The following is a 17,440-nucleotide window of genomic DNA, read 5'->3' as shown; positions in this document are numbered from 1 at the left end:
TATATGCTTAATGTGGGTTTAGTTAATGTTTTAAAGTGTTTCGGGCAACCAATGACCATTTTTATGTCTAATTTTTTTCGTTTTTTCGGTAAATAATACATTTTTTGAGCTTTGAATTTCATTAATTAATTGTTTCTGAAAGCTTAGGTCTTCAAAACGATCCATAATAATATCTACAGGACCTAATTCGGATCCAATCCATTTTCTTTTAAGAATTTCACTAACTATAAAGGTTGTTCCACTGCCACCAAAGGGATCAAATACTAGATCACCCTCATTTGTCGATAAACTAATGATACGCTCTAAAAGATTTAAAGGTAATTCATTACTTCCACGATTTTTATATTTCTTATGCCTTACAGGTGAGATGTCTTTCCAAACATCGGTTAGGCTAATTCCTTGAATGTTTAATTTGTTTTTATATCCACCATAATCTTTTATATCCCCACCGCAATGTTGACAAATTTCTAGTGGTAGACGTTCTTGATTAAAAGTTTGTGGTCTATTGCCCTTGACATAGTACAGTAGTGAGTAATGTGATGGATAAAGTTTGTTAGCAATTGGCAAACTATATTTGATATCAACTGCGATCCAATGTCTTAAATTTAAGTGTTTATTAAGAATCTCTGCTGAATAAGTATTCCATGATGGTAAATTCCAAATAAAGAAGGATCCACCATCTTTTAAAATACGAATACATTCAGTTAACCATTTTTCAGTCCAATTGAGATAGTCTACTTTACTTAGCTTATCGTTAATTCCAGATTCATAATCTTTATTTAAATTAAAAGGGGGATCTGCAAAAATTAAATCCACAGAGTTATCTTCCATTCTACCCATTATTTCAAGACAATCGGCATTAAAAAGTTTGCCTAAAGATGTACTGAAATCTGCTATCGGAAGCTCTCTGTTTAATATTTTTAAATCTTCATCAGAATTGTAAATAGAAGTGATATTTTGAATATTGTTTTGTAGAAAACTTAATATATTTGAATCAATATGTCCCAGCCGGATTTTTAACTCAATTTCGTTTAGTTCAGGCTTTACTTCTAGTATTTTCTTAATAATTCTTTGGTCAGGATAAATACAATTGTCATTAAAATATGATAATGTTTTGACCTGAACACCAATTTTTTTTGCGAAATTTTTTATTTCATTGCGATCATTTAAGTTAAGAATCGAAAATAATTCTTCTTTCATATTTATTCCTCCAGTACACCTATTCCCATTCTACATAAAATTTTAGATAAATTCCTTATTTAAAGTAAAACGGATCAAAGAAATAATATATATTTTAATTACAATTAAATACGTTCAGTAATAAAACGAACTTTAAGTATATATTATTAATCTGAATAAATTTATTTGTCCTCTTATGTGTGTTTAACACATAAGGATTTTTTATTTGGAAGGAAATAATATATGCAATCAGCACAACGAGTAAACATTGTATCAGTTCTGTAAAGTTAGTGAACTTGGTATATAAAGTTCGTTGTATCCGTAATCCACAAGATACTATGGGGTATTTAAAGAATACTTGGGTGAAGCCGATTGTGAGCATTTTGTGGTCATATGTTGAGATACGGAGAATCCAGCCAACAAACATCAGTAAAATGGACATAGGTAGCCTTAATACCATATAGATATAGATGTTCTTGACCAGATCATTAGAGGGGATGGACCATTTATTTTATTGTAAGAAATGACTATATCTGAAAGGAGCAGAAAACTATGAAGATAATAAAAAGTATACTAAGAACAGAGGTAACATACGATGACGAAATAAAAAATAAGTACGTTGTTAAGAAAGAGTGGGATAAGAGCAAAAGAAAGGCACTCATTCTGATGAAAAGTGCTGGCTTAACAGATGAAATTGTACAGGATCAGACGACAATGTATGTCATGAATAATCTCACAAAGCTAGGCTATGGTTCAGTTGTTATTATGAATTTGTTTCCGTCACTTGAAGGCAAAGATACAAATGGTGCGGCTACTGAAAACTTAAAATTTGTTCAAGAAGAAGTTACAAAGGTAGATGATGTCATCGTTGCAGTAGGTACAGGTATTGAAACAAATAAAGAAGCAGTAAAACGACTGCATATGATCATGGCTATCTTCCTTGATAAGAAAGCAAACATACTTCAAATAGAAAGTTCTAGGGGGAGAAGAGGTTTCCATCCGCTTTATCCAGCAGTAAAAAATGGGTGGAAGTTAGTTCCTTACGATAAACCAACTGCAGAGCAAGCCGAATAGTTGCAAGTACGTTTCAACGAAAAATATGAACATATATTATTTCCTTGAATACATTTTAGGAGGAAATTATATGCTACCATCGAAACGAGTAAACATTGTATCTGTAAAATTAGTGAAAGAAGCGAGTATGTTGTACAAAAACCGTCGTATTCGTAGCCCACAAGATTGTTATGAATTGTTCAAGGAATTTTTAGGTGAGGTAGACCGAGAGTATTTTGTGGTCATGTGTTTGGACGCGAAGAATCAGCCAACAAACATCAGTATTGCACACATAGGTAGTTTGAATCTCTCCATAGTTCATCCTAGAGAGGTACTGAAAACAGCTATTTTAAGCAATGCTGCTTCCATCATTTGCTGTCATCCACATCCATCAGGCGACCCTACACCAAGCCAAGAGGATATTGATGTAACAAAGAGGTTAGTAGCTGCTGGTGAAATCATTGGAGTGGATGTCCTAGACCATATTGTGCTGGGAGATGGTTGTTATATATCAATGAAAGAAAGAGGGTATATGGAAATTGAATAAAGCTGTATGCACCAACAAGTGAGCTCTAGCATCTGAAAAGGGATGTTAGGGCTTTTGATTTTGTGAAGATACGGAGGGTGTTGAAATGGTAATACAACGTTTAATTGAGGTTATAGAAGATAGACTGGGAAAAACGGTAGGTTTAAATAAAATCGGATATGAGACGGTGGCGCTCATGCATGATGAGATCGATGAGGGAATAGTGCCTTTAAACATCATATCACATTTAGCTGAGCCTGTTATTTGTGATAGTGCAAATTATACCGATGATGATGGAGGTGATTACTATACGTTAATTGTCATTGAAACAGGTGAAGTCAATCCTTATGAGGTTTTGTTAGTAAACGACAAGGTGGTTAAAGAATTTTCAAAGGGGGAACTTTAAATCGTTGCATTAGATGAAGGAATAACAGTATATGATAAAAATGTAAGATGGTTCATTTTTAAGACGTTAGATGAGGAATTGTAGTTAAGATTTAACTGGGTAACCTGGGGGGGAATATTTAATGTGGGATAAAGTTATCGGGACTGTCATTGTAGCTATTGCAACTGAAGTGGCAAAAGAGATTATTAATGAGAATAAGTAATAGTAGAGCGAGCGGCAAAATTTATTTGTTGCTCGTTCACAAAATAGACATATTATATGTTTTTGATAGCATAATAAATGTGATTGTCAAAAAAAGTGATAAATTCCTACCGATAGGGCTTGCTGGGCTTTAGCCAAGCTAAAAAAAAAGTAAAGTATCTTAGTATAATTTTTTTGTAAAGATTTTGATTCGTATAGTTAAAAATAAAAAGATTTGTAGTATTTTCTATGGAAAAATAGCTATTGTTATTATAATATTATTTTTACCAACGAATGTTGGAACGAATGATGAATCGTAGCGAAATGACAATGTTACTTTTTGGTAAATGATAACTGAATCAGATTATATGTATAGGAAGCCTCTGCCGACATTATGTCATGCGCAAGCTGACTCTTTCACTGCCCTACAATTATATTTTGTTAATTGTATCAGAATGCCTAAGCATAACACAAAGCCATTGACTTTTATCAAGTCAATTTTAACTTTGTGTTATGTTTGGGCTTTTTTTGTTACCTAAACAGTCGGTTTGATTAAATCACTTACTCAAAATAGTATATCTAGCGATTCGATGTTAATCATTCTTAATTACTATTAACGGTTATTAATAAAAAATCTGATTAGGTAGAGTTAAAATTTGAGATTTATGACTCGGTCTAAACGTACGTACCTTGAAAACTTCATAAGGAGAGGAGAATTCATAAATGAAAGGAGCCAATCAAATGTCGGATCATTTAAAAAGATATGTACAACCCTTGGAAGAGGAACAACTTGAAACATATGTAGAGAGCCATCCCTTTTTTGAATGGGCGAACAGCAACGCACATAACTTTCAGAATATACATTGTGATGCGATAGCTAGTTATTTTAACGATCTTGATATAGTCAACAGTGACTATGTAAAAGGCTTTCAACAAAAGCTAAATGCTGCCCAACAAGAACATTTTCAACGAGCACTTAGCGATCCACAAGCTAGTGAGAATTATCCTATCAGTATTTTTAGAAACCTTCAATATTCTTGTGATCATATCAGCGTTGTAGAGGAAATCTTAGGTAATGCAGAAAGAATGTGTCTTGAAAATCGAGGCTTTCATGAAAACAAAAAAGGTTATGACTTCAACGCTAACTCATTCGGTAATCATGTTTTAAAACGTGTACAACTGTTGCAAAGCAAGAGAGAGGTTAAATATGCGTATTACAATGGGATGTATCAAGTTTTAGCAGAAAATGAATATAGCCAAATTTTGTCTAGCTTTATACGTGAATTAGAAAAAGTAAAGTGGCGAAAGTCGTATCAAAACGAATATTTAGCTGTAATGTCAAATCTAATCCCAATTTGCGAGACTACCTCAAATCCTAAAAATAAAGTTAGTTTACAAAATGGTTATTTGGATTTAATGACAGGAGATTTTCATACACATGATTCTAATGTTATGTTTTTTTCCCAATTAGGATATGAGTATGATTCTCAGGCTAAATGCCCCAATTTTCAGCATTTTATCAATGATATATTTGATGGTGACACAGAACGAATTGATTTGATACAAGAAATTTTAGGTTACGTTTTATGGGATGGTACGGAAGCACAAAAGTTTTTCGTGTTCTTAGGAAATGGAGCTAATGGGAAATCGGTGTTAGCACAACTTATGACTTTGTTATATGGGGAACAAAACATTTCTAGTACACCATTAAAAAGATTAGATACTTCTTTTGGGTTTCAAGACTTAGAGGGAAAGTGGTTGAATTTGGCAGCGGAAAACGAGCATAGTGGTGCTATTAATACAGAAGCACTAAAAGGGATTTCTTCAGGAGATCGGGTGTTGGTTGATAAGAAATACAAAGATCCTACGACAGAATTACTTCGTACAAAATTAATCCTCATAATGAACAATATGTTCAGAACAACTGATAAAACAAATGGTTTCTATAGAAGGCTAGTAATCATTCCTTTTGAGAAAACATTTGTAGAATATACTGGTGGGGAGAAACGAAGTGACATATCGTATAGAGATCCAAAATTGTATGAAAAAATTGCTCCAGAAATCAGTGGTATTTTCAATTTTGCTATAGAGGGCTTGGAACGACTAAAAAATAATAACTGGATATTTACTTCAAGTGAAAAATGTAATGGGGCAATGAACCAGTATAGAATGGATGTATCCCCTGAGGAAATGTTTTTTGCTAGTATGCTTGAGTACAGTCAAGGGGACAATATTAAACAGTCTGATGTGCATAAAAAATATCAAGACTGGAGTAAACGTTATGAAAGTAAATTGATTGTTTCCCCTAGAAGCATTGTTAAGAGGTTAGAAGAATATGCTGAGTTGAATTCTTGGAAAATCGAAAAATATAAAAATAACGTTGGTCATATACGAAACTTAAAATGGAAAAATGATAGTAATGGGAGTGACGGGTGATACGGGTAAGTTTTTTTGAAACTATCACAAAAAATTAGCAAAAAATCAAAAGTAGATTACATACAGTCATCATGATACCCAAAAGCCCCATTGTACTGTACTCTACTTTCAATCTTTTACAAATGTTTTTATAATAATTTCAAATATCCGGTTGCGCAGAAGTTTCGTCATGATGGTGAGATTGAAGTTATTGGATTAAAAATCTTTTAGCAGGAAGCTGCTCACTAGTGAGAGTAAGTGTTCTACAACTCTTACTTTCACTAACTGCTAATGATCAAAATTATAAATAGATATTATAAAAATGAACGATGATATATGGAGGGATATTATGGAACACGAATCAAAGGAATTAATCCTCATATTAGCTGAAATGTGTGAGAAATATATTATCCATGGAAAGGAGGAGGATTCAAATGACAGTAGTACCAAATAAACGAGTTGCAATTTATGCTCGTGTGTCAACTACGGAACAAGCTGAAGAGGGTTACAGTATTGATGAACAAATCCGAGTGTTACGGGAGTATTGTGAGCGAGAAGGATATGGTATTTATGATGAATATATAGATCGAGGAATTAGTGGTAAAAACATTACAGGTCGTCCAGCAGTCCAACGCTTATTATCTGATGCAGATGATAAAAAGTTTGATGTAGTATTCGTTTGGAAAATGAATCGACTAGCTCGTAAGAGTGTGGATTTAATGAATATGGTAGAGAAGTTCAATAGTAAAAACATTGCTTTCCGTTCATACACTGAAAAATATGAAACAGAGACACCAACAGGAAAACTACAGTTTCAAATGATGGCAGCAATTGCAGAGTATGAGCGTAATAACATCGCTGAAAATGTAAAGATGGGGATGATTGCTCGTGCCAAAGAAGGGAAATGGAATGGTGGTCACATACTTGGGTATGATGTGCTCGAAGTAGGTGGAGAAAATAAAAAGCGGAAAAACACTGCTCTGGTTATTAATGAGCGTGAAGCACATGTTATTCGCATTATTTTTCAAATGTACACAACGGGACAAGGCTATAAAGCTATAGCGAATTTTATTAATCACGCAGGATATCGTACAAAGAAGAACAAAACATTTTCGTTGAATGCGATTAAAACGATTGTGACGAATCCTGTATATGCTGGTTATATTAGATATAACGTACGTAGAGATTGGAATGAAAAAAGGCACAATAATATTAATCCTGATCCAGTCATCGTCCAAGGTTGCCATGAAGCAATTATTTCTGAAGAAACATGGCAAATTGCTCAAAAGGTTTATAAGGAACGTACATGTAAACCAAACCGAATACATGATGGAGAGTTTCCATTAACAGGTATTATGCGATGTCCTCAATGCGGAGCAGGGATGGTCATTGGTCGTACAACGAATCGTACAAAGTCTGGCGAGAAAAGAGTATTAGAGTATTATGTATGTGGAGCATGGAAAAACAAAGGAACAAACGCTTGTCGTTCAAATGGTGTACGAACAGACTATGCCGATCCATATGTTCTAAAAAAGCTATCCGATTTACTTAGAAGTGATAAGCTAATTGAAGAATTGGTGGCAAGTATTAATGATAAACAATCATCGATTTATGAACCTATTCAAAAAGAGCATGATCGTTATGAAAATGAATGGGCATCATTAAAATATAAGTTAGAGAAGACTTGGGAAGCATATATGGATGAACTAATAACTAAACAAAGCTACGTTGAGAAATCACAAGCTATTGAACAGCAGATGAATGATATTAAAGTTGCTGCGGAGCTATTAAAGAAACAACTTCGGCAGTCGACCATTACAAAAGTAAAGTATGAACAAGTGAAAGCTATACTCAGAAATTTTGATAAAGCATTCCAAAAAGCTCTTACTAGAGAGCAGCGTAAACGACTGTTACACTTGTTGATTCATCAAATTACAATTAGTGAAAATCGTAAGATTGAGAGTATACAAATCAAGCTGAATAACCATGTATTACAGGAACTAGAATTAGGAGTTGGAGAAGTGTCTGAGGACACTTCTTCAGCTCCTTTTTCTGTTTTGATTGCTATTTAGCTCAGTAATAGGAGGTATTAAATAATACTGTAAATAATGATTTTAGTAAGGATAATCCATTCGATAATCGAAGTGCTTTTATCATAGGGAAATGGCATATTGAAAATAAAAAAGGGAGGGATAGCGATGGATAAGAGCACATTAGATAGCTCTTGCTTCAATGGAGCATATAAAGAGTTTGTAGAACTTATAGGATATAAAAATACACTTCGAGTGTATGACTATTTTGCAGGACAATACGTGACCTTTCCTAAAAGACTATTGTCTGAAGAATACTTACATGAACAAATAGTGAAGGAATATGATGGTACGAATGCTAAAGAGTTAGCTAGAAAATATGATTATTCTTATAGTTGGGTTAGAAAAATATTAAAAAAGATGGCTGTTTATAAATAAGATAATTTTAAATCGGGGGATTATTATGATAGAAGCATTTGGACAACTATATATGTACTTTTTAATACTAATGGGAGTTGCTATAGGTATAGGATTTGCTTTAGTAGGATATGGTTTTAAGGGATTCTTAGGAGGAGCCTTTTTTACAATTGGACTAGGCATGATTTCATTTACATTTGCAGCAATTCTTTTAGTTATCTTTGTGAATGTAGCATTAAAATCAATTAGTGGAAAAGCAAATAAATTCTTAATTCCATTGATAGTCCTGGGTCTTGTAATAGATATATTCAGATATACTGGTAATACAGAGGATAATAAGCCAAATAGGGATGATAAGAATGATTATGAGCTTGTAGAAAAAAATCAAGTGGAAGAAGATAATACCGTATCTTCTAATGAAGAAAATGAAGTAGGTAGTAATACTGAACCAAATGAAGTAATTGATCCTGTTAAAGATACATCATTAGAAACAAAGATAATTGAAACGCAAACAACAAAAGCTGATTTAGATACAGTACCAGTACCGGGTGCAATTAATACAGTAGAATCAGCAAGATATCAAATTAGCTATTTAATTTATTCTTATTTAGATGCCTATACATCAGGTGATATACCATCACTAGAATATTATGTGCATCCATCCACTCCTTTTTATTCAGAGCAATTAAATTATATGAACTCTTTAAATGCTCAAGGTGTCGTTGTTGAATTGATTGACTATACTATTAATTCTATAGAGCAAATAGCAGTGAATAAATACCAAATTACGGTGGATGAGTTTTACACAATAGATAAACCTCAAAAAGGGCTCAGTGACGCAACTCAAACTAGCCTTTATACAATAGAGTTAATAGATGGTGAATTTTATATCACTGCATTAGAAATATAGTTATGTGTTTTCCAAAGTGGTTCCGATAGTGTAAAGCTAAATAAACTACTTAGGAATTAAATGTTTGGGAGCAGGAGATTTGTCTATAGATGAACCTTCTTCTCCTTTTTACATTTTGTTCAATATATATAAATTATTATAAAATATATGTATATATAAGGTTCTTAATATAAGGAGAGAAAATAGTGGCAAATGAATCTGGAATGTTTGAGGTTTTAATAATGATGATAGTGCTCCACGTGGTATTTGGCGCTTAAGGTAGCTTTAATGAAAAGAGAAACTATTTTTAAAAGTAGTTTCTCTTTTGTTTTCTAAATATCCCCAAAAAGGTATAATTATAAAAAGATTGGGGGAAGTAAATTGAATTATCAACAACAAAAAGTGAAATCTATACACTTTAAAAGACTGAAAAATTTAAAAGATATACAAGTAAGTTTAGAACAGCCTCTGACAGCGTTAATGGGTACCAATGGTTCTGGAAAATCAACTATATTACATGCATTAGCTTGCTGCTACAAGCCTATTGATGATAACCTTCCTAACTACAAATTTAGTCAGTTTTTTACACCAACAGTAGACTCAATTTGGCAAGGAAGTGAGTTTGTCTTAAATCATTCGTATAGAAATGATAAGGATCATGAAGAAGTTGAAACTGCATATTCTAAAAAATCAGATAGATGGACACCTCGATATGAAAGACGGGTTGGCAGAACTGTTTTTTATATAGGTATTAATACAGCAGTTCCTATTATTGAGGAAGAAAAGGCACAAAGTTTTATTAATTATCAAACTCAGATTTTAGAAGATGATCTTTCCCAAAAAATTAAGGACAAGGCTGGTTATATAATGAACAGGGACTATAGTTCCTATAATTTATTGAATTCTAAAAAGAAAAAATACATAGGTGTCGAATATAATTCAATAAAATATTCATCTCTTAGTATGTCAGCAGGGGAGCAAAGAGTATTCTATATTATCTCGCAGATATTTAATGCTCCAAAATACTCATTAATTTTAATTGATGAAATCGATTTATTACTTCATGTATCTGCTTTAAAAAAATTAATAAAAGTAATATATGAAAGAGCAGAAGATAAGAATTTGCAAATAGTATTTACTACGCATAGTCTAGATATTTTAAACATGATAGATTTTGTGAAAGTATACTATTTGGACAATACTTTAGAGAAAACTTTATGTTTGGAGAATATAAATCCAGATATGATATATGAAATATCGGGGGATAGAATACGTCCAATTAAAGTTTATGTTGAAGACGATTTAGCAGAAGCCATTATTGCAAGTATTACAGAGTCATTAAAGATAAGTAGATATGTAGAAATTATAAAATTTGGTGCTGCAATAAATGCATTTTCTGTTGCTTCAGGTCTTATGATTTCCAATAAGTTAAGTGAAGAAATGATTTTTGTGTTAGATGGTGATGAATATAAAACAGATGAAGAAAAAACTAAACGTATTGATGAAACGCTTACAGGAACTAGTAAAGATAGTATAGAAATGCGTAAACAGCTAAAAGGAAAAATACTTCAATTCAATTTACCAAACGATATGAAGCCAGAATCTTATTTACATAAATTATTAAAAGAACTTCCTCAAGATAATGAAATAACTAATTATGCTAAGACTATTCGAAAAGAAGAAGATACTCATAAGTACGTTGATGAAATTATTTATGGAATAGGCTTCAGTAGTAAAGAAGTAGGCTTAAGTAAAGTTATTGACACAGCTAAAGATCATTTAGAGTGGGATAATTTTATTGAACCTATTAAGAATTGGCTCATAGAAACATCTATAGTTAATATTTGTGAGTAGAACACTTACTTGAACCGTATCATAAGTAAATGCGGTATTCTATGTAAAACAAGGGGAAGAAAAGAATACAGAAGAAAATCGAAAATGGCAGGTTGGTCTTGATTTTCACTGATATTATCATGTTTATTTTATTATGTCTATAATTGGAGGCTATGTGAATGTTAAGTGATCAGGCGAGATATTCTAGGCTCGCGAATATTACAAAAATAATAAATACAAAATTAGAACTACGTGAAGTATTGCAGCGTGTAACAATGGCGATATCAGAGGAGATTGTTCAATGCAACGCTGTTGGAATTTTTTTACCCCAGGAAGATGGAACATTTAGAGGGTTTGCAGGAAAACCAGAGACTATAAATGGCGTAGCACTCGATACTCAGGTAATTGATCCTGAAATAGACATACTGGCAAAAGAAGTTATTGAAACCAAAAAAACCATCTATATCCCTGATACCTCAAAGGATCATCGGCTGGATACGAGACCAGTTTATGCGTTCAAAATTAAGTCCTTATTAGTACTGCCTATCTCATTTGGGCAAGAGTTATTTGGTCTGGTTTTTTTATTTGATTATGGAGCTCCAAAGAACTTAACAGATTCAGAAATTCAAAGTGTTGAAGCTTATGTAAATATGGCTGCCGTCGCAATTCAAAACGCAAATAATTTAACACAAAAGGAAACCCTTATTGCCGAGAAGCAGCTGTTACTAAATGTTACCCGTGATTTATCAATGTGTTCCTCGATACAGGAGAGTTTTGATAAATGTTTTTTTTACTTAGGACAGATTTTAGAGAGTAAAAACATGGCTGTCCACCTTTTAGACCCGCTAGACAAAACAACGATTAAAACAACGAAGTTAAGCAAGGACTGTGAATGGACAGAAGCGGATTGGATGGAGAAAAGCTATGAAGCCAAGATCCATGAGGTTATTCAAACAAAAAATATAGATAGTAAGGGTCTACTGATGATTCCATTGGTTTCAATGGGAGAAGTATTAGGGGTAATCGTTGGTGGCAAAGAGGAAAAAGCTCACAATTACGATAATTCCCAAATTCAACTGGCTAAATCTATCGTTGATGCCACAGCTCCTACGTTTTCAAACTTGTTATATATGGATCAACTTGAAAGCATGGTGGAAGAGCGAACGAGAGAACTAGCTGCCGCTAATGAAAAAGTTACAAGTGTGATTGAAAGTATTACGGATGGATTCTTTACTTTGAATAATAAATGGGAATTTACGTACGTAAATAAGCATCAATATTTTCCACAAAGAAAAACAGCAAAAGATGTATTAGGCAAGAATATATGGGGGGTTTTCCCGAGTAGCGTTGACACAGTTATGTATAAGGAGTTTCATCGTGCAATGTCAGAGCGAACTACAGTTCATTTCGAATTTCTTTCTACCTCTGATGAATATTGGCACGAAGTTATTGCATACCCGTATGATAATGGTATTTGTTGTATTTTTAAAAACATAACGGAAAAAAAGCAATATGCGAAGGAATTGAAAAGGTTATCCAACATAGATTTAATAGGGCAAATGGCAGCGGGTATCAGCCATGAGATTAGAAATCCAATGACAACAGTACGAGGATTGTTGCAGTTATTAAAAGAAGAGAACACCTATGAGAAACATAATATGTACTTTAATTTAATGATTGAAGAACTTGACCGTGCCAATTCTATTATTACTGAATTTCTCTCAACGGGTAATACAAGGAAATCGGATTTGCAGATGTTAGATTTAAATTCAATTATCCATGATATTTTTCCTTTAATAAAGATTGATGTGTATAATCAAAATAAATATATTCAAGTCGATACAAATGACATTCCGGAATTACTTTTAAATCGTAATGAGATACGGCAATTATTAATAAACCTATACCGTAATGGCTTAGAAGCGATGAGCACAGGGAAAGTTCTAACCATTAGCACCTACAAGGAAGGTAAAAATTGTGTGGTACTTGCAGTGCGGGATCAAGGAAAAGGTATCAGGCCTGAAGTATTAGAGAAACTGGGTACTCCATTTTACACGACCAAAGATAATGGAACTGGATTGGGGTTAGGCGTATGTTATGCCATTGCTGCCCGTCATAATGCAAAAATAGAAATTCAAACAGGATCGGAAGGCACTATCTTTTTAGTTAAATTTAATTATGAAAATAATGAACAATAACCTCATTTAGATTAGTTACGGTGAACCGTATCATAAGTAAGTGAGGTTTTTTGAAAAACAGAGACAGCACTATTCCATTATGCGTAGATGGTGCTGTTTTTGGTAAACGATATTATAAATTTGAATGGTAGTCAGTTTCAATTCAGCTTTTAATTCATGATCTTGTCATTCTTTTCATGGAATGGACCTTGATAGTATAAGTTTGAAGAATTAAGTTTAGAAATAGAACATGAAAAATATGTATCGAAACAAGATAATCTTGATTTGCAGAAGGTTAGCAAAAGGCTATAAGAGGATTTGTAGTGATTTATAAAAAATTGTTATGTGATAAATGGATAGAGGAGTAGGGAGTGATTTAAATGAATCAATTTCTTCAGATGGGAGCAAATGCAGTTTTAAGTTCTCCAAAAGGCAATGTTACTGTTAGCTACGAAATTTCTAATTCGATAGATATTTCCTTAACAGCTTTCCTTTTGACTGATTCAGACAAGGTACAAGGAGATAGCGGGATTATATTTTATAATCAACCAAAGAGCCCTTCTGGTGTAGCTACGCTTATACCAACTGAGCAAGTAGGTAATACAAAAGTACATAAAATTAATTTTGATATGAGTAAAGTCCCGGAAGGTATTACTAAAATAGCGATCACTCTTACAGAGGATAATAGCACGGGATTTTCAAACGTAAAGAATTTAAAGGCCGAGATAAGTACCGATAATACGATTATCCAATTAACCCCATCTAGTTTCACAAATGAAAATGGAATCGTAGTATTAGAATTATATCTAAGGAATGGTCAGACAAAGGCAAGATCAATCTGGCGTGGATTTGATTCTGGGCTTGAAGGGTTATGTAGAAATTACGGAGTTGAGGTTGAAAATGATGAGCAAAACAAGCCTTCTGAACCTAAAACTATTCAAAAACAAATATCAGTAGAACCTGATAAGACTCTAACTGTTTCTGAAAATAAATATAAACAAAACACGTTGCCATCGATAAGCCTTGAAAAGGTAAAAGGGAAGATAAGTCTCGATAAAGGTCAAAAGCCAGTTATCATTGATAAAACACCAGAAATTACTGCTACGGTATCTTGGAAGACTGGGACAGATTATGATATATATGCCTTAGTCTATACAAAGAATGGAAAGCAGATAGATGTAGCTATGTTTGGGGCGAAAGGAACACCTCCCCTCAGAAGTTTTGGCAACGGGGCAGTGGAACATATGGGGGATATTAGGGGGAATAATCGATCAACTAAGACAGAAGTAATTAAATTAAGGTTAAATAATGATATTCTAGCAGTTGTTCCTGTGGTATATTCTGCCCAGTCAAATGGAACAGGCTCCTTCTACAGATACAAAGTGTCCATGAGTATAGATAATCATAATGGAACCTCCGTTACCATAGTCGCCAAGAATGCAAATAATAATGATAGAATCTATTCCTGTGTCCCCGGAATCCTACATAATACGCACGATGGAGTTATTATAAGTCCATTAGAGCTTTATAGTACACCGAACTCAGAGCGTAGACCTAAACTCAAGATGGGGTCCTCAAATATGGTAGAAGTTATAATGGATAAAGGACCAATAAATGATTACAAGTAGACTAGAATTATATAAAATTTGAAAATAAAGTAGCTAGACAGATAGACCTTTGATCGTTATATGTCATGTGTCTAGCTTCCTTAATATATCCCATCTTTTTTAATGTTAAGTATATAATGCATTTTTCCTTCGTAAATGTAAAATACAAAAGTTGTTTATAGAGAGGAAACCGCACTTACGTTAGTCGCGGTGAACCGTATCATAAGTAAATGAGTTTTTTGAAAAACGAAAGACAGCATCATTCCATTACGTGTGGATGGTGCTGTTTTTGGTAAATAATCAGCTTCAATGCAGCTTTTAATTCATGATCTTGTTATTCTTTTCATGGAATGTTACAAAAAAGAGCCCCTAGTAATTTCAAATATTTATAAATAATAAAAATAAAATTAACAGTAAATTAACATTCATATAGTTTAATAGAATTGTACATAAGGAATCTACTAGGGGGATTATTAGATGATTAATAACAAACTTGTGAAAAAAGGTGCTACTTTAGCACTTGCTCTAGCTATTACAGTTCCGGCTTTAGCACCGGCAGCAGTGAATGCTCAGGAAAATATAAAAATAGAGTCTGTAAAATTTAATGGAATGAAAGCACCATCTACTATTGAAGAAATGGTAAAAACGTATACAACCGCAACAGTTGACGTGAAATATAGCAATGGAGAAGTAAAAACATTTCCGTTGTCCTACAACTACCTATTTAAATCGGAAGATAAGGTAGCGACTGTTAAAGGGGAAAAAATCCCTGCAGGTACACCAATTGATGTAAACGGAAATCCAATTAAGGATCCGAGCAGCACAGACGGAGAATATTTTGTTTCCGATGCTCCGGATTCAAACAGCTTAATGCTACCTATTAATGGAAAACTTTATATGGTTACACATTATGAATATCAAACTATTGATGCTGCTGGTAAATCAGCATACGGTTTAGTTCCTGCATCTATGTCTTTAACTGAGTTGGAACAGGACAAAAAAACAGGTGAATTGAAACCTGCAAAAGTAGAAAAAATTGATTTTTCAGCAGTAAATGGACTTTGGATTCCATGTAACGGATCATTATCTCCTTGGAATACACATTTAGGTTCTGAAGAGTACGAACCAGATGCTCGACTTTTCTTAGATCCAACTTCGAAAGTAAGAAGTCAAGTTGAAACATTCTCTCAATTCTATTTTGGAGATAAAGCAAAGGCTAATCCTTATTTCTATGGATACACTCCTGAAATTACAGTAGAAGAGAACGGGGAAACATCAGTTGTAAAGCACTATAGTACAGGACGCATCTCTCATGAGTTAGCGAAAGTCATGCCGGATAACAAAACTGTTTTTTACGGGGATGATGGCGGTAATACAGGAATGTTTATGTATGTGGCCGACGAAGCAAAAGATTTATCATCAGGTACATTATATGCAGCTAAATTTAAACAAACTGGTGTTGAAAACGGTGGTTCTGGAGATTTAGAATGGATTAATTTAGGACATGCAACCGATAAAGAAGTGAAAGATATTATTGATAGCGGCATTACATTCAATGATATTTTTGAAACTTCAGATGCGCCTAAAGAAGGTTTTACAGCTATTAAAACATACTCAAATGAAGGGAAAGTTGAGTATTTAAAACTTAAACCTGGCAAAGAAAAAGCAGCGGCTTTCCTAGAAACTCGCCGTTACGCTGCCATTCTTGGTGCGACTACAGAATTTAACAAAATGGAAGGTCTAGCACTTAACGAAAAGGATAAGAAAGTATATATTGCAATTTCCGATCAAAGTAAGGCTATGGAAAAAGATTCAACAGGAAAGGACCCAGCAGACCATATTCAATTACCGAAAATTAAAGCTGGTGTAACGTATCAATTAGATTTGCAAGGTGGTCAAAAGGATAGCGAAGGAAATGCTATTAATAGCTCTTATGTAGCACCATCAATGTCTGGATTAGTTGTTGGTGAAGATTTAAAAGAAGCTGATTCATTTGGAAACACTGCAAATGTAGATAAAGTAGCTAGTCCAGATAACTTAAGTTACTCTGAATCAATGAGAACACTCTTTATTGGTGAAGATAGTGGAGCGCATACAAATAACTTCGTTTGGGCATATAATGTTGATACGAAAGAATTAGATCGTGTCTTATCTGTTCCAGCAGGAGCGGAATCAACTGGATTATTCGCTGCGGATGACCGCAATGGATTCTCATACATTTTCAGTAATTTCCAGCATCCAGGTGATGAAGTAGAAGCTAAGTCAATTACAGCTGTTAATAAAGATGAATTACTTAAAGCTGTTGACGAACAAATTGGTATTAACAAAACAGGTGGTATTGGTTATATCTCTGGTCTGCCTTCTTTAACAAATATGCCAGAATTCACTGCATCTGATGTTCTTAAAGTAGATAAAGTAACAGCAAAATCTAAATCAGTTACAGGTACAACTGAAAAAGATGCTACTGTTCAAGTCTATAATGGGAAAATATTATTAGGGGAAGCAAAAGCAAATTCAAAAGGGAAATTCACTGTGAAGATTAAAGCCCAAAAAGCAGGCACAAGCCTAACTGTTGAGGCTAAAGACACGGCTGGAAACAAAATTGAATCAACAGTCATAGAAGTTAATTCTAAATAATAAACACTTACATTTATTGTGCATGTAAAAAATGAAAAGGGCTGTCATAAAAGTGACTTTTATGCAGCCCTCATTCTATTCCATGGTTTTC

At 33.5% G+C, this 17,440-nt stretch carries 12 protein-coding genes; 11 read left to right on the top strand and 1 reads right to left on the bottom strand.

Annotated elements, in window-relative coordinates:
* Positions 1-30: 30 nt before the first annotated feature.
* The gene (locus QUF91_RS27830) at positions 31-1,200 is read right to left on the bottom strand and encodes a DNA-methyltransferase (protein WP_289419996.1); all 1,170 of its coding nucleotides are present in this window, start codon (positions 1,198-1,200) and stop codon (positions 31-33) included.
* 531 nt (positions 1,201-1,731) lie between these two features.
* Here QUF91_RS27830 and QUF91_RS27825 point away from each other — a divergent pair.
* The 11 genes from QUF91_RS27825 to QUF91_RS27775 all read left to right on the top strand — a co-directional run bounded on the left by QUF91_RS27825 (position 1,732) and on the right by QUF91_RS27775 (position 17,349).
* Positions 1,732-2,253, top strand: coding sequence for a DUF1643 domain-containing protein (locus QUF91_RS27825; RefSeq protein ID WP_289419995.1), 522 nt, complete (start codon positions 1,732-1,734; stop codon positions 2,251-2,253).
* A 70-nt stretch (positions 2,254-2,323) separates the two neighbouring features.
* A complete protein-coding gene (locus QUF91_RS27820) occupies positions 2,324-2,779 on the top strand; it encodes a JAB domain-containing protein (protein WP_289419994.1) in 456 nt (151 codons plus the stop codon).
* Positions 2,780-2,864: 85 nt separating this feature from the next.
* The gene (locus QUF91_RS27815) at positions 2,865-3,164 is read left to right on the top strand and encodes a hypothetical protein (protein WP_289419993.1); all 300 of its coding nucleotides are present in this window, start codon (positions 2,865-2,867) and stop codon (positions 3,162-3,164) included.
* Between the two features lie 903 nt (positions 3,165-4,067).
* A complete protein-coding gene (locus tag QUF91_RS27810) occupies positions 4,068-5,780 on the top strand; it encodes a DNA primase family protein (protein WP_289419992.1) in 1,713 nt (570 codons plus the stop codon).
* 413 nt (positions 5,781-6,193) lie between these two features.
* Positions 6,194-7,831, top strand: a complete 1,638-nt coding sequence (locus QUF91_RS27805) for a recombinase family protein (RefSeq protein WP_289419991.1) — start codon at positions 6,194-6,196, stop codon at positions 7,829-7,831.
* 126 nt (positions 7,832-7,957) lie between these two features.
* The gene (locus QUF91_RS27800) at positions 7,958-8,227 is read left to right on the top strand and encodes a Mor transcription activator family protein (protein WP_289419990.1); all 270 of its coding nucleotides are present in this window, start codon (positions 7,958-7,960) and stop codon (positions 8,225-8,227) included.
* Between the two features lie 25 nt (positions 8,228-8,252).
* A complete protein-coding gene (locus tag QUF91_RS27795; protein WP_289419989.1) occupies positions 8,253-9,116 on the top strand; it encodes a TcaA NTF2-like domain-containing protein in 864 nt (287 codons plus the stop codon).
* Between the two features lie 360 nt (positions 9,117-9,476).
* Positions 9,477-10,949, top strand: a complete 1,473-nt coding sequence (locus QUF91_RS27790) for an ATP-dependent nuclease (RefSeq protein ID WP_289419988.1) — start codon at positions 9,477-9,479, stop codon at positions 10,947-10,949.
* Between the two features lie 158 nt (positions 10,950-11,107).
* Entirely contained in the window at positions 11,108-13,126 is a 2,019-nt protein-coding gene (locus tag QUF91_RS27785; RefSeq protein ID WP_289419987.1) for a GAF domain-containing sensor histidine kinase, read from the top strand.
* A gap of 359 nt (positions 13,127-13,485) precedes the next feature.
* Positions 13,486-14,733 carry a TerD family protein gene (locus QUF91_RS27780; protein ID WP_289419986.1) on the top strand — a complete coding sequence of 416 codons (1,248 nt, stop codon included), beginning with the start codon at positions 13,486-13,488 and terminating at the stop codon, positions 14,731-14,733.
* A gap of 456 nt (positions 14,734-15,189) precedes the next feature.
* A complete protein-coding gene (locus QUF91_RS27775; protein ID WP_285399478.1) occupies positions 15,190-17,349 on the top strand; it encodes an alkaline phosphatase PhoX in 2,160 nt (719 codons plus the stop codon).
* Positions 17,350-17,440 lie beyond the last annotated feature (91 nt).

The organism is Lysinibacillus sp. G4S2 (genome assembly GCF_030348505.1).
GTDB lineage: Bacteria > Bacillota > Bacilli > Bacillales_A > Planococcaceae > Lysinibacillus.
This window is presented reverse-complemented; position numbering and strand designations above follow the sequence as displayed.

What these genes read in the sequence shown, in the direction of transcription:
- QUF91_RS27830 (WP_289419996.1), bottom strand. Translation starts at nt 1,200, where the DNA reads ATGAAAGAAGAATTATTTTCGATTCTTAACTTAAATGATCGCAATGAA.
- QUF91_RS27825 (WP_289419995.1), top strand. Translation starts at nt 1,732, where the DNA reads ATGAAGATAATAAAAAGTATACTAAGAACAGAGGTAACATACGATGAC.
- QUF91_RS27820 (WP_289419994.1), top strand. Translation starts at nt 2,324, where the DNA reads ATGCTACCATCGAAACGAGTAAACATTGTATCTGTAAAATTAGTGAAA.
- QUF91_RS27815 (WP_289419993.1), top strand. Translation starts at nt 2,865, where the DNA reads ATGGTAATACAACGTTTAATTGAGGTTATAGAAGATAGACTGGGAAAA.
- QUF91_RS27810 (WP_289419992.1), top strand. Translation starts at nt 4,068, where the DNA reads ATGAAAGGAGCCAATCAAATGTCGGATCATTTAAAAAGATATGTACAA.
- QUF91_RS27805 (WP_289419991.1), top strand. Translation starts at nt 6,194, where the DNA reads ATGACAGTAGTACCAAATAAACGAGTTGCAATTTATGCTCGTGTGTCA.
- QUF91_RS27800 (WP_289419990.1), top strand. Translation starts at nt 7,958, where the DNA reads ATGGATAAGAGCACATTAGATAGCTCTTGCTTCAATGGAGCATATAAA.
- QUF91_RS27795 (WP_289419989.1), top strand. Translation starts at nt 8,253, where the DNA reads ATGATAGAAGCATTTGGACAACTATATATGTACTTTTTAATACTAATG.
- QUF91_RS27785 (WP_289419987.1), top strand. Translation starts at nt 11,108, where the DNA reads ATGTTAAGTGATCAGGCGAGATATTCTAGGCTCGCGAATATTACAAAA.
- QUF91_RS27780 (WP_289419986.1), top strand. Translation starts at nt 13,486, where the DNA reads ATGAATCAATTTCTTCAGATGGGAGCAAATGCAGTTTTAAGTTCTCCA.
- QUF91_RS27775 (WP_285399478.1), top strand. Translation starts at nt 15,190, where the DNA reads ATGATTAATAACAAACTTGTGAAAAAAGGTGCTACTTTAGCACTTGCT.